The sequence below is a fragment of the Agrobacterium sp. LAD9 genome (assembly GCF_003031125.1).
GTDB classification, from domain to species: domain Bacteria; phylum Pseudomonadota; class Alphaproteobacteria; order Rhizobiales; family Rhizobiaceae; genus Agrobacterium; species Agrobacterium radiobacter.
This window is the reverse complement of record NZ_PHGS01000010.1, coordinates 63323-79741: the sequence shown is the minus strand read 5'-3', so window position 1 is coordinate 79741 and position 16419 is coordinate 63323. Positions and strand designations below refer to the sequence as shown.

Sequence of the window (16419 nt, the reverse complement as noted above, 5' to 3'; positions counted from 1 at the left end):
ATGCTGGTCGAAATCGAAAATCTGAAGATCGCATTCCAGACCCGTACCAGCCGTTTCGAGGCGGTGCGTGGTGTGTCGATGAAGCTCGGCACAGAAAAGCTCGGCATCGTCGGTGAATCCGGTTCCGGCAAGAGCCTCACGGCGCGCGCGCTGATGAAGCTTCTGCCCTCCAATGCCGATATCAGGGCCGACAAGCTCTCCTTCGACGGTATCGATGTGCTCTCCGCCAGCGAAAGGCAGATGCGCCAGATCCGTGGCAAGCGGGCGGGTTTTATCCTTCAGGATCCGAAATATTCGCTGAACCCGGTCAAGACCATGGGTGCACAGATCGCGGAAGCCTGGCGCGCCCACAAGGGCGGCAGCAAGCGTGCGGCCATGGAAGCGGCAATCGCCCTGCTCGATCAGGTAAAGATTCGCAATCCGCGTCAGGTCGCCTCGTCCTACGCGCATGAGGTTTCCGGCGGCATGGGCCAGCGCGTGATGATCGCCATGATGCTGGCGCCCGATCCCGAGCTTCTGATCGCCGACGAACCGACCAGCGCTCTCGACGCCACGGTGCAGGCGGAAATCCTGCGGCTGATCGAGGAGCTGGTGTCGGAACGCGGCATGGGCCTCATCCTCATCAGCCACGATCTTCCGCTCGTCTCGCATTTCTGCGACCGCGTCGCGGTGATGTATTCCGGCCGGGTGATGGAGGAGCTGAAGGCTTCCGAACTCCTGAAAGCCCAGCATCCTTACACCAAGGGTCTCCTGAACTGCATCCCCTCGCTGACGCATCCGCGCGAGCGTCTTCCCGTTCTCAACCGTGATGCAGCGTGGTCCAGCCAATGATCGACGTCGACAACCTCCGTATAAAGTTCGGCGACCGTGAAGTGGTGAAGGGCGTGTCCTTTTCTGTTGAAAAGGGCGGCAGCTTCGGCATCGTCGGCGAAAGCGGCTCGGGCAAGTCCACCATCCTGCGCGCCATGGCCGGTCTCAACGAAAGCTGGGAAGGCCGCATCGCCTTTGCCGGCAAGGATGCACCGCTGAAGCGCACGCCGGAATTCTTCCGGCAGGTGCAGATGGTGTTTCAGGACCCCTATGGCTCGCTGCATCCGCGCCAGACCATCGACCGTATTCTCAGCGAGTTGCCGCTGGTTCACGGCATGGACAATATCGAAAAACGCATCCAGCAGGCTTTGTCTGACGTGGCCCTGCCGCAGGCGGTGCGTTTCCGTTTTCCGCATCAGCTCTCCGGCGGCCAGCGCCAGCGTGTCGCCATCGCACGCGCCCTGATCGCCGATCCTGAGGTTCTGCTGCTCGATGAGCCGACTTCAGCGCTCGACGTTTCGGTGCAGGCGGAAATCCTGAACCTGTTGCAGGATTTGCGTGCGGCGCGCAATCTCACCTATATCCTCGTCAGCCACAATCTCGCGGTCATTGCGCATCTTTGCCCGCAGGTGGGCGTGATGCTGAATGGCGACATGGTTGAACAGCTGAGCGCCGGTGATCTGCGCGAGGGCCGCATCAAACATCCGCATACGGAAGAGCTGCGCAGCCTGAGCATCCGGCTGGAAGAGCCGGCCTGAGATAGGTCTTGGGGATGATGGAGAGGCAGCACAAGCTTTCCTCCGTCATCCTCGCCCCTGAAGCGAGGATTCATGCACCCGTGAGAGGTGGATCCTCGGGTCAAGCCCGAATATGCCGTGTCGGTTCCTATGTCCGTCCGGCTTTCAATGAAGACACAAGAGACCGAACAATGTCACAGCAACTCGACTGGAACGCCGCTTCAACGCTTGCCGAGAGCTTTGTCTCGCAATGGGCGGGCAACGAGCCGGGCGGGGCGGTCATCGGTTTCGATCTCGATGGCATTCGTTTCGCCCATGCGGGCGGCGTCGAGAGCCTCTCGACCTTTGCACCCTTCACGCCGAAAAGCGTGGTGCGTTATGCCTCCGTCACTAAACATGCCTTCTGCGCCATGGTGCTTGCCCATGCCGATCTGATCGGTCTTGACGATCCACTCGGCAAGCATCTGTCGGAGCTGCAATCGCCGCTCCGCGAGGTGACGGTCGGGCAGGCGCTGGATATGAGCGGCGGCCTGCCGGATACGCGGGAATGCCTCTCGCTGCTTGGCCTTTCCGTTTACACCGAAACGAAGGCCGGACCGCTTCTCGACTATCTGTCCCGGCTGACCCGACTGAATTTCGATGCCGGCAGTGAGGTGTCCTATTCCAATACCGGTTATCGTCTGGTGGAAGCGGCGCTGGAGCGTCGCGGTTTCCGTTTTGACGATTTCGTGCAGGAGCAAATTGCCGGTCCGTTCGGCGTGTTCCTGAAGGCGCCGAATGTCTGGAACGATCCGGTCGACGGCCTTGTGCCGGGTTACTGGAAGTCGGAAGACAATTGGCAGCTTTCGGCGGCCGGTCTGCATATCTCCGCTTCCGGCAGTCTTGCCGGCAGTGCCGAAGCGCTGACCCGCTGGCTGCAGGGGCTGATGCGGCGCGAGGGCAGTTTTGCGGGTGTTCTTGACAGGCTTTCGGCTGAGCGGCCACTTGCCGACGGGCGGATGAGCGAATATGGCCTCGGCCTGCGCTGGTCGCATCTGGGGGATACGCGTTTCGTCGGTCATGGCGGTTCGCATCCCGGCTACAAGACTTACTTCCTGCTCGATCCCGAAAACGGCACCGGCTTCGTCGTGGTATCCAACCGCGAGGATACCAACGGCTTCAAGATCGCGCTGGAAAGCATGGCGGCTTTGACCGGTCTGCCGCTGCCCAAGCCCGCCAGCCTGCCTGATGGTCTTTACGTGACCGAAAGCGGACCGTGGTGGCTGGAGATCAAGGGCAGCACCTCCACTTTCATCGATGGCGACGACACGCTTTATGAAGATGCCGATGGCTGGGTCTCTTCCCGCTCCGCATCCTCTCCGATGCGTCTCAGGCTTGAGGGCGATGCCATTGTCGGCGAGGCCGGTCACGCCGCCCGCTGCTTCCTGCCTGTCGCCGATCATGCCGTGCCGGATGATCTTTCGGGAACGTGGCGTTCGGATGAGGGGGCAGAATTTTCGATCAGCGGTTCGTCGCTGACGATGGGCATCGGTCCGACCCGCCGCAGTATGGCCCTGAAGGCGCTCGGTAACGGCCGTTTTCTCTTCACGCTCACAGATGGCCCCTGGACGAAGCGCGTCTGCCTCAACCGGCTGGGCGATGACCGGATCGAGCTGGTCTCCAGTCGGGCGCGGATGATCGAATATTATCGAAGCCGCTAGGTCGTCAGGCCGATCCGGCGATTGGCCGCAGCCCCGCGCCTTACAAGAGGGTTTCATTCACGCCTCATTGCACCTAATAAAGACGCTTCTGAATAACCGGAAAGATATTTTTGTTGGGAGTGTGAGCCGTGGAAGTCAAATGGCTCGAGGATTTCCTGGCGCTGGCCGGAACGCTCAATTTCTCGAAAGCGGCGGAGGAGCGGCATGTCACGCAATCCGCCTTCAGCCGGCGTATCAAGCAGCTTGAAGCCTGGGTAGGCGCGACGTTGGTCGATCGCGCCTCCTATCCGTCGCGGCTGACCGAGGCGGGCGTGAAGTTCGTGCCGGTGGCGCAGGAAACGCTGAAGCAGCTTTATCATGCGCGGCGCACCCTGCTGCAGGAAGAAGGGGCCGATGCCAGGACTGTTCGGCTGACGGCCCTGCATACCCTGTCCTTCACCTTCTTTCCCGACTGGCTGAAACGGGTGAACGAGACGGCCGGGCCGCTATTTTCAGTATTGCGCCCCGATTCCGGCAGCATGGAGGAAAACCTCAATTCGCTGGTGGACGGGCAAAGCGATTTTCTTCTGACCTATGCCCATCCCGAAGTGCCGATGCTGCTTGATGCGCAGACCTTCGAGTTCCGCGTGCTCGGCGCGGAAAACATCATTCCCGTTTCCGCGCCGGCGAAAGATGGTTCGCCGTTGCATGCGCTGGTGGAAAATGCGCGAAAACCCTTCGCCTATCTCGATTATGAAAAGGCCTCGTTCTTCGGGCCTTTGCTGCGCGATCTCCTGAGCGCGCGCCTGCCGCAATTCGAGCGGGTGCATGAAGGCAGCATGTCGGTGGGGCTGAAAGCCATGGCGATGGCCGGCTGGGGTGTCGCCTGGGTGCCGGAAAGCCTGATGCGACACGAGCTGGATGGCGGCGCGCTGGTGCGCGCTGCCGATCCCACCTTCGATATTGCGGTCGATATCAGGCTCTATCGATCGAAGGAGAACCGCCGGCCCGTTGTCGAGCGCATATGGGCGGTTCTCGAGGGTTAGAGCATTTCCAGGAAAAGTGGACCCCGGTTTTCCGTCCGGAAATGCGACAAACAAAACGCTTTTGATCAGATCGCCGTGCGGCGGGCGTTTTCGAGGTAGAGCGTGCGCAGGCGGCTCACCATCGGGCCGGGCTTGCCGTCACCCACCGGCTTGCCGTCGATCTTCGTCACGGAAACCACGAAGTTGGAGGCGCTGGTCAGGCAGGCCTCGTCTGCGTCAAGCGCTTCTTCCAGCGTGAAAGGCCGTTCTTCCAGCGTGAAGCCGGCTTCCTTGGCCAGTTGCAGGGCGGCGAGGCGGGTGCAGCCGGGCAGGGTCTTGTTGCTGTTGCCACGGGTGATGATCTTTTTATCGGCGGTGACGATGTAAGCAGTCGAGGACGCGCCTTCGGTCACGAAACCATCCTCGATCATCCACGCCTCGTCACAGCCTTCGGCCTTGGCGATGCGTTTTGCCATGACCTGCGGCAGCAGGCAGACGGTCTTGATGTCGCGGCGTTCCCAGCGCTGGTCGGGAACGGATTTGACCGCAAGGCCGACCTCTTCGACCGGGGTGCCGATCAGCTTTTTCGCCTGGGTGAACATGACAAGCGTTGGCTTCAGATCAGCGGAGAACAGGAAGTTGCGGTCTTCGGCGCCACGCGTCAGCTGCAGGTAGATCATGCCTTCAACGAGGTTGTTGTCAGCGATCAGGCGGCGTTCGGCCTCGACGATCTCTTTCGTCGTGACCGGCAGGGCCACGTCGATTTCGCGAGCGCTGCGTTCCAGCCGGGCCATGTGCAGGTCGCTGTCGATCAGCTTGCCTTCCAGAACGGAGGTGACTTCATAAATGCCGTCGCCGAACAGGAAACCGCGGTCGAAGATGGAAAGGCGGGCGTCTGCCTCGGGCAGGAATTCGCCGTTGACGTAAACAATGCGACCGGATGGGCTAGTCATGAAAACTCCGTCTGGAAAAGTCAGGCTGAAAGAAGGGTTTTAAGGGCGTCGATGGAAATGGCTTCGACCGTGGAGGCCTTGCCGGTGCCGGCATTAAAACCTGATGTCGTTGTGGCCGTGCAGAGCGAGTTGAGGATCGCCTCCTCGGTTGCCTCTATTGCGGCTTCGAAGAGCGGCGAGATCGCATCGTTGGAAAGCTCGGGATAGTCTGTGACAGCCTTGCGGCGTGCAGGCGTGCGGCGAAGGCGCTCGTTGGTGGAAAATGCCAGCGCGTAATCGCCAGATCCATTGCTCAGTGCTGCGCCCGTGCGGGCCAGCCCACCAAAGCTTCTGGCGGCCAGGCGCTTCAGATTGCGGGAAGAGAGCGGCGCATCGGTTGCGACGATGATGACGATGGAGCCATCCTTGTCTTTATGATCAGGGCTGACATAGGGCTTGCCGCAGACCAGCAGATGGCCGCCGTAATTGGACTGTACGAGAACGCCGAGCGTATAGGCCTCCCCCGCGACGGTGACGATGCGGGATGCAGTTCCGATGCCGCCCTTCATGCCGAAAGCCACCGTGCCGGTTCCGGCTCCAACGCCGCCCTCGGCCACCGGGCCTGTGGCAGCGTTTTTCAGCGCCGCCGTAATTTCCTCGACGGTCGGGCGTCCAGCGCGGATGTCATTGAGGCGGGAATCGTTGGTCTCTCCGACGACCGCGTTGATCGACACCACTTTTTCGTTACCCGGCTGCGCCAGTGTGTGGCGGTTGATCGCCTCGATTGCCCGGCCGGTGGCAAGCGTATTGGTGAGGATGACAGGCGTTTCGAGTTCGCCGAGTTCCTCGATCTGGGTCGAGCCTGCAAACTTGCCGAAACCATTATAGACGGCGAAGGCGGCGGGCACCTTGTCCTGAAAAAGATTGCCGCCATGCGGCAGGATCGCGGTTGCGCCGGTGCGGATCGTGTCGCCTTCAATCACGGTCGAATGGCCGATGATCACGCCTTCAACATCGGTGATGGCATTGAGCGGGCCGGTCTCGAAATGGCCGGGCGGCAAGCCGATATCGCGCAGTCTCGGGCGGGTCGTCTGATGCATCGGGCGATCACTTTTGCGGAATGCAGGCTTAAGGTGGAACAAGCGCTGCTTGCGAAAAGCTTTGCTCTGACTTGACGTTAGCCTAGTTCGCCGGGAAACGGCATCGCAAAAATGGAATAGTTTTATGCGGGCAATGGATGTGCTCAGGAGGCGCGTAGCGCCGGTCCCCGTTCACGCTCCCGCCATTGCCGCATCGCGTCTTCGGTCTCTTCGCGTGTGGGTGCGCCGATGCGGCCGCCGAAGACGGTGCATTTGAGCGCAGCGGCAACGGAGGAGAGCCGGATGGCGGCGCGGCTTTCCATGCCTTCGGCCATCGCCAGCGCAAAGGTGCCGTGGAAGATATCGCCTGCCGCCAGCGTATCTACCGCTTTGATCTGCATCGTTTCCTGAAAATGGACAGTCGGGTCGCCTGCTTCCGTCCAGTAGCAGCCCGCCGGTCCGGCAGTGACGGCAATAAAGGTCTGCGGATAGCGGGCGTGCAGTACCGGCAGCATGTCCTTTACCGTCTCAAGTCCCGTCAACCGGGCGGCGGCTGGTTCGGAAAAGACGATATGGGTTGCGGCAGGCGCAAGCTTCTCAAGCGTTTCGACCGGCGCGACGTCTCCATCGAGAATGGCGGGTTTGCCGAGTGCTCGCGCCACATCAAGAACATCGAGCGCCAGTTCCGGCCAGCGCACATCCACCAGAACGGCGTCGAAAGGCGCGAGGTCCTGGCTCGTGCAGGAACGCTTCTTCTCATGCAGCCTGTGATCGTAGAAAGGCACGATCAGCCGCTCGCCGCGATCATCGATGATGATTGTCGAGAGTGCGGAGCGTGCGCCGGCGGCGACCGTCATGCCTGTGGTGTCGATGCCGCTTTCGGCGAGATCGCGCAGGATACGGGTACCGGTCTCGTCGTCACCCACAGCGCCCCAGAGGCTCGCGCGGCCGCCCATGCGATGCACCGCATAGGCTGCGCTGGACGCCATGCCCTCGGCGATCTGCAGCATCTCATAGGGCAGAACCTTGCCTTCGCCCTTTGGCATCTCGTGCACGCGAAACAGGGTGTCGAGCACGGCAGCGCCCACGCACAGCACATGCCTGCGGCTCTCGTGTTGGCTCTCCATGCCCGTCACCCTTCTCAGTTCTCAGATGCGCTTGCCGCTTGCCTTGTCGAAGAGATGCACCATTTCCGGGTCGATGGCGATATGGATCGCATCGCCAAACCGTACATCCAGCCGCTCGCGGAACAGGCAGGCGATCTCGTCGCCCTTGCAGTTCAGCTTGGCATAGATTTCCGAACCCGTGCCTTCGACCAGCTCGACCCGGCCTTCGATGCCGCCGCTTGCCGCGCGGATGTGTTCCGGGCGCACGCCGTAAACGAGGTCGCGGCCGCCCAGTGCGGCGATGTCGGCGTTTGCGGGTAGCGGTAGGCTCAGACCCTTCACGGTGCGGAACACGCCTTCTTCCACCCGGCCACGAATGAAGTTCATCGCAGGCGAACCGATGAAACCGGCAACGAAGAGGTTGGCCGGGCGGTCGTAAAGCTCGAGCGGTGCGCCGATCTGCTCGATCACGCCGTCATGCAGCACGACGATCTTGTCGGCCATGGTCATGGCTTCCACCTGGTCGTGGGTGACATAGATGGTGGTGGTGCCGATGCGCTGGTGCATGGCCTTGATCTCGCCGCGCATCTGCACACGCAGCTTGGCGTCGAGGTTGGAAAGCGGCTCATCGAACAGGAAGACCTGCGGATCGCGCACCAGTGCGCGGCCCATGGCAACACGCTGGCGCTGGCCGCCGGAAAGCTGGCGCGGATAACGGTCGAGCAGCTTGTCCAGCCCCAGAATGGCGGCGGCCTTGTCGACCTTGGCCTTGGTTTCGTCGGCGCTTACCTTCTTCAGCTTCAGCGCGAAGCCCATATTGTCCTTCACCGTCATGTGCGGATAAAGGGCGTAGTTCTGGAAGACCATGGCGATATCGCGGTCGCGGGCGGGCAGGTTGCTGACCTCACGCGCGCCGATGTGGATTTCGCCGTCGCTGACTTCCTCAAGCCCCGCAATCATGCGCAGCAGGGTGGATTTGCCGCAGCCGGAAGGGCCGACCAGCACGACGAATTCGCCATCCTTGATATCGATATCGATGCCGTGGATGATGTTGACCGCGCCGAAGCGCTTCTGGACGTTTTGGATATTGACCGGTGCCATGTGGATGTTCCCGTATTTTTAATTGGTTGGTTCAGCCGCCCTTGACGGCGCCGGCGGTCAGGCCCGCCACGATCTGTTTCTGTGCGAACATGGTGAGCAGCAGCACCGGTAGCGTCACGATCAACGCGGCTGCGGCGAGCGGTCCCCAGCTCACCTGTTCGAAGGAGAGCATGTTGTAGACCGCCACCGGCAGGGTGCGCGTTTCACGGCTGGCCAGCACGATGCCGAAGACGAAGTTGTTCCACGAGAAGATGACCGCGAGGATAAAGGAGACGACGATGCCGGGCTTGGCAATCGGCAGCGCCACCAGCCGGAACACCTGCCAGGAGGATGCGCCATCAATGCTTGCAGCTTCTTCCAGTTCCTTCGGCGTGGTTTCGAAATAACCGATCATGATCCAGACCACGATAGGCACCGTCACCACCAGATGGATGATGATCTGCGGCCAGAGCGTGCCGAGCAGGTTCAGCCATTGGAACAGCAGGAACAGCGGAATGAGGAAGGAGAGACCGGGCGTCATGCGGGCGATCATGATGACGACGGCGGACTTTTCCGCCTTCAGCCGGGCGATACCGTAGCCGGCGGGCACGCCGATCACCAGCGCCAGAATGGTGGCGGCACCCGTGACGAGGACCGAGTTCCAGAAATAGAGGAAGAAATTATTTTCCTCGAACACTTTCACATAGTTCGACCAGGCGAAACGTTCGGGGATGAGGATCGGCGGATAGGCGCCGTTGTCGATCTCGTATTTCAGCGACAGCGAGATCATCCACATGAAGAACAGGATGACCGGCGAAATCATCACCAGCGCCACGAAGAAGAGGCCGATGCGGTCGAGGGTTTTACGTTTGAGCAATTGGCGGGTCATCAGCGGTCCTCCATCTCGTTCCATTGCGCACGCTGGCGCACCATCAAAAGTACGAAGGACAGCGCCACGATGATGATGAAGAAGACGACGGCCATGGCCGAGCCGTAACCGATGTCGTAATAGGAAAACGCCGTATTGTAGAGGTAGATGTTGATCGTTTCCGAGGCCGTGCCGGGTCCGCCTTGCGTCATCGCATAGATGATGTCGAAGCTTTTGACGGCATCGATGGAGCGGATGATGACGGCGATCATCAGGAACGGCGCGATCATCGGCATGGTCAGGTAACGGAACTTCTGCCAGGCGTTGGCACCGTCGATTTCGGCGCTCTCATAGGGTTCGCGGGGTACTGCGGCGAGACCACCGAGCACGATCAACATGACGAGCGGCGTCCATTGCCAGGTTTCCACCAGCACCAGCGAGGGAATGACGGTGGACTGGTTGTAAATCCATTCCAGCGGCCCGATGCCGATCAGGGACAGGAGATAGTTCAGGACGCCGAGCTGCGGGTGGAACATCATGGTCCAGACGAGCGCGATGGCGACCGGGGTCGCCATCATCGGCATCACGAAGACGCCGCGCAAAAAACCGCGCAGCGGAAACTGCGCATCGAAAACCAGCGCCGCCAAGGTTCCGAGGAACAGCGGGGCGGCGACCGACAGCACGGTATAGATGAGCGTGTGCCAGAGCGATTCCCAGAAGCGTCCGTCACTTGCGAGCCGGATGTAGTTCTCGAAACCGATAAAGCTCTGCTCCTGTCCGAGCGTCCAGCGATGCGCGCTCATCCATAGCGTAAAGACCCATGGAAAAACGATCACCGCCGAGATGACGACAAGTGCCGGTATGACGAAGGGCCAGTAGTTGGGGGCAAGCCTTGCCGGCCTGCTCCCTTCCTTGCGACTGACGCCTGTTTTGGTGTTTTCGATGCTCACGGAGGCCATTATCCCTCGCTACGCGCCAGAACGGGTGCGAACTGTTCCGTCGCCTTCTTGAGTTCGGCTGCCGGGTCTGCGCCGCCGATCATGTTGGTGAGGCCGACGCCGTAGATATCGCGGAATTCCGTCACCGGAATGATGACGGGCAGGGCAAGCTGCGAGACCTTGCCGGAACCGACGACCGCATCCAGCCAGGCGGCCGGCATCTTCACGCCTTCGCGCACCTTCTGGTCTTCGAGGATGGACTGGCGGAACGGAACGCCCGCACCGGCCTGCAAGAGACGCGCGCCCATTTCATGCGAGATCGCCCATTGGCAGAAGAGATAGGCGGCTTCCTTCTTGCTGCTGGCTTCGACAACGCCAAGACCATCGCCGAAGGTGCCGGCGGCCTGGGTTGCCGGGCCCTTCGGCATGACGCCGTAACCGACCTTGCCGACCACGCGGGACTTTTCCGGGTTCTCGATCGGCGGTGCAAAACCAACGCCGTCAAACCACATGCCGATCTTGCCCTGCAGGAAGGCCGATTGTGCTTCCGCCCAGTTGAAGCCGGAGACACCGGGAGGGGCGGCTTTGGTCATCAGGCGCTGATAGAGTTTTGCTGCCTCGACCGCTTCCTTGGATTCGGTGTCGATCTTTCCGTCCGCGCTGATCGGCTTTGCGCCGTAACCCAGCATCAGTGAGGTCCAGACCGGGGTGTTGGCGTTCTTCAGGCCGCGTGCGACGAAACCATAGGTGTTGGTTGCGGGATCGGTGATCTTTTCCGCCGCCGTCACCAGTTCCTCGAAGGTTTCGGGGTATTTCAGGCCCTTGGCTTCGAAGAGTTCCTTGTTCCAGTAGACGATCCAGTAATCCACCGAGAAGGGCAGCGAGCGCAGCACGCCGTCGCTATCCTTGGCAAACAGCATGCCGGCCTCGGCGAAATCCTTCTCGACGAGCGAAGGATCGGTCAGCGACGGGTCCTTCAGGAAGCCGCTGATATCGGCCAGCCACTTGCCCTTTTCGAACTGGCGCTTCTGAACGTGATAGCTCAGATGCACAACGTCGAAGCTCGGCTTGCCGGAGGAAAGCTCGATCACGACCTTCTGGCGCTGCTGCTGTTCCGGCGTTGCTTCGGCATTGACCTTGATGCCGGTCAGCGCTTCAAATTCGCCGAGATATTTGATCAGCGTTTCGCTGCGCGGGCTTTTGACGAGGTTGACTTCAAGGGTGGTGCCGGCGTGTTTTTTCCAGTTCACCGCCGCCGATGCCGGGCGAATGCCGAGCGCCGCGCTGCCGCCAAGCGCCGCCGTGCCTGCCAGAAAGGCGCGACGCGTGGGGTTGAGCAATGAATGCTTCATGTCAGTTCTCCTCCAGTTAGCCGGAAATTCTCCTCACCCCGGCTTGTTGCTTATTTTCTTGCAATTCCGGCGCAGGATCCTCTGTGTCCCTGCCGAAATTGCCCTACACCGCCAGCGCCCTGTCCCTTGCGTTGCGGATATGGGCGGTGAGCCGCTCCACGGCGTCTTCGACGGATCGCTTCTCGATGGCTTCGAGAATGGCGAGATGTTCCTTCATCACCGATTTGACGTGACCGGCGATGCGAAAGCGCTCCTGATTGATGAGGCGCATCTTGATGGAATTGACGCGGTAGGCATTCGAGATGATCGAATTGCCGAGCGCATCGATAAAGGCGTCGTGCATGCCCCAGTCCACCTGCTGCGCGTGCTGATCCAGTTCCGGCGATTCACCGCCTTTTTCAGCCGCTTCGGCAATATCGCGGTGCTGTTTCAACAGCTTGGCGATGGTCTCCTCCGAGGCCGAACGGGTAAAGAGCGCCACGGCCTCCTTTTCGAGAAAGATACGGAACTGGAACGCCTCGCGGATGAGGTTGATGTCGATATGGGCAACCTGCAACCCGCGCTGCGGCACGGTCTTGATCAGACCTTCCGCCTCTAGCCGTGGAATTGCTTCCCGGATCGCGCCTAGCGGCAAACCGGTCAATTCCACGAGGCGGCGTTGCGAGATGAACTGTCCCGGACGAACGTCGCGCGAGAGAAGGTGGTGCGTAAAGCTTTCATACGCCCGTTCCCGCAATGTTTGTTCGCCGGTATCGTCCATGCTCAACCTTTCAAGGTCTGTTCAGGCGGCCCGCCTGCGAAACAACGCATCAAATGCGCCTTCGATCTGCCGCCGGTCCTCCGGTGAAATGGCGACGAGCGGCGCGCGCACGTCAGACCAGATATTTTCCCCTGTCGTGTGTGATACCAGCACCTTGACGGCGGGCGTAACCGGAAACTTCAGAAGTTCCACAACAAGATCGACGATGCGTGGGTCGTCCTTGCCGTCAACGGCCATGGCGCGCACTTCCTGCGTGAGGAAATTGGCGACGCCTGATATCGCGCCCTGACCGCCGAGGCGAACGCCCTTGGCGAGATCGCGCTCATCGCCGATCAGGATGGCGAGATCACCGTGCTCCTTCAGCAGACGCTCGGTATGTGCCCAATTGCCGGAGGAATCCTTCACACCGGTGACAATCCCCGGGAAGGCCTTCTTGAGACGACCCACCAGCTCGACCGACAGTGTCACCATGGTCACGGAAGGGATGTTGTAGACGAGAATGTCGCGCGCGCCCTTGCCGATTTTTTCGAAAACCGCCGAGAACCAGGCAAACAGGCCGTCGTCGCTGACATTTTTGAAATAGGAGGGCGGGGCGAGAAGAATATTGCGGGCGCCTGCTTTCAGGGCCTCGGCCGATTGTTCCGCCGCATCCTCGATGGAGTCCACCAGAACGCCGGTGACCAGACGGGAGGGCGCAATGCCTGCCTCGATGAAGCGGGAGAGAATGACCTGCCGTTCGCGGCTGCCGACGGAGCATCCCTCGCCGGTGGTGCCGAAGAGTGTGACGCTGTCGCAGCCATTTGCAAGGCAGCGGCGGGCATGCGCGATCATGGCTTCGATATCGACGGTTCCGTCAGTTTTGAAAGGGGTCGTCAGGGCTGCCGAAAGGCCGAATTTCTGGGTCAATTAAGATGCTCCTCCAAGATGGCTGCAGATTGATGGCATACTGACATGTTAGTTGTAAAGCGGTAATTACAAGATGATTGTTCGGTAGGCTGGAATGGTGGGCGGATTGGTTCCGGAGGCTGCTTGAGGGGGTGTGTTGCATCCGGTGGGGCGTGGTATGTTTGCGGCGGTTTACGCAGATGCCATTTTTCCGCGGAACACCAAAAAAATGCGAAAATAAAATTTGACTGTTTCAGTAAAGATTTTTATCAGGCAATCTGTTTGTGGGATAAAGGGAAGTGTCATGACCGTTGTGGAGCCGTCAGCGCCTGTGGAAGAGATCGAGCAGAGCCGAGTGAAGCGCCTGAGGGCTGCGACGCGCGGCGCGCATGGCGATCTCGATACCTTCATCATGGCAGCCAAGCCGTTCGAGAGCCGGGAGAACTTCGGCAAATTCGTGGAAACGCAATATCTTTTCCATCGCGACCTCGATGCCTTCTTCTCCAACGCAACGCTCGATGGCCTGCTGCCTGATCTCAAAGGCCGCCGCCGTCTCTCCATGATCGAGCAGGACCTTGCCGATCTCGGTCACGCTATTCCCGAAACGGAAGCCCCACGCTTTACTGACGAAACGCCGTTCGATCTGCCGGAGGCCATGGGCTGGCTTTACGTGGTCGAAGGTTCCAATCTCGGTGCGGCTTTCCTCCTGAAAGATGCGGCGAAGCTTGGCCTCAGCGAAGAATTCGGCGCGCGCCATCTGGCCGGCGCTCCGGAAGGACGTGGCCTGCACTGGCGCACCTTCACCGCCGCGCTCGATGAAATTTCGCTGACGGTTGAAGAGGAAGAGCGCGTTGTCGCGGGCGCCGAGGCTGCCTTTCGGGCGGTTCATGCCTATGCGCAACAGCGTCTCGTCTGAGGTTTTGGCATAGCTCCGTGATTGAAAATGGCGGCCGGTAGGTTAGCTGAAATTTGCCGACAGAACTCGATCAGCATTCGACGTCATCCTCGGGCTTGACCCGAGGATCCATTGATTTCAGTGGGTTATGGATCCTCGGGTCAAGCCCGAGGATGACGGCGGAGAGGTTGGAGCTTTTTCGTCGCGTATATTGGGGACGGCTCGAGGGCCGTCCTTTTTCTATTTATAACTGCCGAATAAACAGGCAAATATTTTAACCAAATGATAAATTTTTTATCTTTTGGTCAAGGCTCAATGTGTCCCAAAATTTTATCCATTTGATAAAATTATTTTATTTGGTCTGGCACAGAACCTGCTACTCTTTTGTCAAGTCAGGAGACACCTGACGCCAAAAAGGGAACAGCAAAATGGAAGTTGGTGTTTTTATACCGATCGGAAACAATGGGTGGCTCCTCTCCGAAAACGCGCCGCAATACAAGCCGAGCTTCGACCTGAACAAGGCGATCACGCTGAAGGCGGAGAAATACGGTTTCGACTTCGCGCTTTCGATGATCAAGCTGCGCGGCTTCGGCGGCAAGACCGAATTCTGGGACTATAATCTGGAATCCTTCACGCTGATGGCGGGCCTCGCTGCCGTCACCTCCAAGATCAAGCTGTTCGGCACGGCCGCCACGTTGGTCATGCCGCCGGCCATCGTTGCCCGCATGGCGACAACGATCGACTCGATTTCCGGCGGCCGCTTCGGCATCAACCTGATTACCGGCTGGCAGCGTCCCGAATACAGCCAGATGGGGCTTTGGCCGGGCGATGATTATTTCGGCGACCGCTATGAATATCTCGGCGAATACACCACCGTCCTGAAAGAGCTGTTGACGGATGGGCAATCGGACCACAAGGGCAAGTTCTTCCAGATGGAGGATTGCCGCATGAAGCCAGTGCCGCAGGGTGACGTGAAGCTCATCTGCGCCGGTTCGTCCAATTCCGGCATGGCGTTTTCGGCCAAATTCGCCGATTACAGCTTCTGCTTTGGCGTTGGCGTCAACACGCCGAAGGCCTTCGCGCCCACCAATGAGCGACTTCTGGCGGCAACCGAAAAGACCGGCCGCGACGTTAAATCCGTCGTGCTGACCATGATCCTTGCCGAGGAAAAATCCGAGGATGCCTGGGCGAAGTGGGAGCACTACAAGGCGGGCGCGGATGAGGAGGCGATCAAGTGGCTCGGCCTGCAGAGTTCTGTCGACACCAAATCCGGCTCGGATACCAATGTTCGGCACATGTCCAATCCCGTCTCGGCGGTCAACATCAACATGGGAACGCTGATCGGCTCCTATGAGGAAGTGGCAGCCATGCTGGATGAAATGAGCGAGGTGCCGGGAACGGGCGGCGTGATGCTGACCTTTGACGACTTCCTCGAAGGCGTCGAAAAATTCGGCAAATATGTGCAGCCGCTGATGAAGAGCCGCAAGCATGTTCTGGCCGAACTGGAGGCTGCGGAATGAGCGAAGCCGTCGTGGCGGGTTACAAGGGACCGGAAAGCCGTTCGGAAAGCGTGACGCTTCCCGCAAGGCCCGAGCCGATTACCCTGAAGCCCAGCGAGACCGCCGTTGTCGTGGTCGATATGCAGAACGCCTATTCGACCGAGGGCGGTTATGTCGACCTTGCCGGGTTCGACATTTCCGGGGCCAAGGGCACTATCGCCAACATCAAGAAGACGCTGGATGCGGCGCGGGCGGCGGGCGTTCAGGTCATCTATTTCCAGAATGGCTGGGACAAGGATTATGTCGAGGCCGGCGGGCCGGGTTCGCCCAACTGGCACAAGTCCAACGCGCTGAAAACCATGCGCAAAAGGCCGGAATTGCAGGGCCAGCTTCTGGCCAAGGGAACGTGGGATTACGCCATTGTCGACGAGTTGCAGCCGCAGCCCGGCGATATTCTGGTGCCGAAGACGCGGTACAGCGGTTTCTTCAACACCAATATGGACAGCCTGTTGCGTGCCCGCGGCATCCGCAATCTGGTCTTCGTCGGCATCGCCACCAATGTCTGCGTCGAAAGCTCGCTGCGCGACGCTTTCCATCTCGAATATTTCGGGGTGATGCTGGAGGATGCCACGCATCATCTGGGCCCGGACTATATCCAGCAGGCGACGGTCTACAATGTCGAGAAATTTTTCGGCTGGGTGGCGACCGTCAATGATTTCTGCGGCGTCATCTCGCAGGCCGCATCCGTCACTGATTGATTGAGAAACACAAAGA

16 protein-coding genes are annotated in these 16419 nt (G+C 59.9%); 7 read left to right on the top strand and 9 right to left on the bottom strand.

Translation table 11 applies throughout. The annotated features are described in order from the left end of the window. From DA915_RS12610 to DA915_RS12595, 4 genes are all read left to right on the top strand, one after another. The gene (locus tag DA915_RS12610) at window positions 1-831 is read left to right on the top strand and encodes an ABC transporter ATP-binding protein (protein WP_087744954.1); all 831 of its coding nucleotides are present in this window, start codon (window positions 1-3) and stop codon (window positions 829-831) included. After that, complete coding sequence (locus DA915_RS12605) at window positions 828-1568, top strand: ABC transporter ATP-binding protein (RefSeq protein WP_107675981.1); 741 nt, start codon at window positions 828-830, stop codon at window positions 1566-1568. The genes DA915_RS12610 and DA915_RS12605 overlap by 4 nt, the downstream gene beginning before the upstream one ends. Before the next feature lie 170 nt (window positions 1569-1738). Beyond that, window positions 1739-3247, top strand: coding sequence for a serine hydrolase (locus tag DA915_RS12600; protein WP_107675980.1), 1509 nt, complete (start codon window positions 1739-1741; stop codon window positions 3245-3247). Between the two features lie 128 nt (window positions 3248-3375). Then, window positions 3376-4272, top strand: a complete 897-nt coding sequence (locus tag DA915_RS12595; RefSeq protein WP_107675979.1) for a LysR substrate-binding domain-containing protein — start codon at window positions 3376-3378, stop codon at window positions 4270-4272. Between the two features lie 65 nt (window positions 4273-4337). On the opposite strand, the gene DA915_RS12590 is transcribed toward DA915_RS12595, so the two are convergent. From DA915_RS12590 to DA915_RS12550, 9 genes are all read right to left on the bottom strand, one after another. Further along, window positions 4338-5204, bottom strand: coding sequence for a D-amino-acid transaminase (locus DA915_RS12590; RefSeq protein WP_107675978.1), 867 nt, complete (start codon window positions 5202-5204; stop codon window positions 4338-4340). A 20-nt stretch (window positions 5205-5224) separates the two neighbouring features. Next, on the bottom strand, window positions 5225-6283 hold the full coding sequence (locus tag DA915_RS12585; protein WP_107675977.1) for a P1 family peptidase: 1059 nt from the start codon (window positions 6281-6283) through the stop codon (window positions 5225-5227). 143 nt (window positions 6284-6426) lie between these two features. After that, window positions 6427-7389 carry a sugar kinase gene (locus DA915_RS12580; RefSeq protein ID WP_107675976.1) on the bottom strand — a complete coding sequence of 321 codons (963 nt, stop codon included), beginning with the start codon at window positions 7387-7389 and terminating at the stop codon, window positions 6427-6429. Between the two features lie 21 nt (window positions 7390-7410). Continuing rightward, window positions 7411-8469, bottom strand: a complete 1059-nt coding sequence (locus DA915_RS12575; RefSeq protein ID WP_107675975.1) for an ABC transporter ATP-binding protein — start codon at window positions 8467-8469, stop codon at window positions 7411-7413. Between the two features lie 31 nt (window positions 8470-8500). Then, window positions 8501-9337: a carbohydrate ABC transporter permease gene (locus DA915_RS12570; protein WP_020810416.1), complete on the bottom strand. Its 837-nt coding sequence runs from the start codon at window positions 9335-9337 to the stop codon at window positions 8501-8503. Beyond that, window positions 9337-10275 (bottom strand): carbohydrate ABC transporter permease, encoded by a 939-nt coding sequence (locus DA915_RS12565; protein WP_107675974.1) that lies wholly within the window; start codon window positions 10273-10275, stop codon window positions 9337-9339. Before DA915_RS12565 ends, DA915_RS12570 begins: the two co-directional genes overlap by 1 nt. Next, on the bottom strand, window positions 10275-11606 hold the full coding sequence (locus DA915_RS12560) for an ABC transporter substrate-binding protein (protein WP_107675973.1): 1332 nt from the start codon (window positions 11604-11606) through the stop codon (window positions 10275-10277). The genes DA915_RS12565 and DA915_RS12560 overlap by 1 nt, the downstream gene beginning before the upstream one ends. Window positions 11607-11709: 103 nt before the next feature. Next, a complete protein-coding gene (locus tag DA915_RS12555) occupies window positions 11710-12366 on the bottom strand; it encodes a GntR family transcriptional regulator (RefSeq protein ID WP_107675972.1) in 657 nt (218 codons plus the stop codon). Window positions 12367-12387: 21 nt separating this feature from the next. Next, entirely contained in the window at window positions 12388-13272 is an 885-nt protein-coding gene (locus DA915_RS12550) for a dihydrodipicolinate synthase family protein (protein ID WP_107675971.1), read from the bottom strand. Between the two features lie 283 nt (window positions 13273-13555). Here DA915_RS12550 and DA915_RS12545 point away from each other — a divergent pair, with 283 nt between their 5' ends. The 3 genes from DA915_RS12545 to rutB all read left to right on the top strand — a co-directional run bounded on the left by DA915_RS12545 (window position 13556) and on the right by rutB (window position 16403). Further along, a complete protein-coding gene (locus tag DA915_RS12545; RefSeq protein ID WP_107675970.1) occupies window positions 13556-14167 on the top strand; it encodes a biliverdin-producing heme oxygenase in 612 nt (203 codons plus the stop codon). 407 nt (window positions 14168-14574) lie between these two features. Continuing rightward, window positions 14575-15666, top strand: a complete 1092-nt coding sequence (rutA, locus tag DA915_RS12540) for a pyrimidine utilization protein A (RefSeq protein ID WP_107675969.1) — start codon at window positions 14575-14577, stop codon at window positions 15664-15666. Continuing rightward, window positions 15663-16403: a pyrimidine utilization protein B gene (rutB, locus tag DA915_RS12535; protein WP_107675968.1), complete on the top strand. Its 741-nt coding sequence runs from the start codon at window positions 15663-15665 to the stop codon at window positions 16401-16403. The genes rutA and rutB overlap by 4 nt, the downstream gene beginning before the upstream one ends. Window positions 16404-16419: the final 16 nt, after the last annotated feature.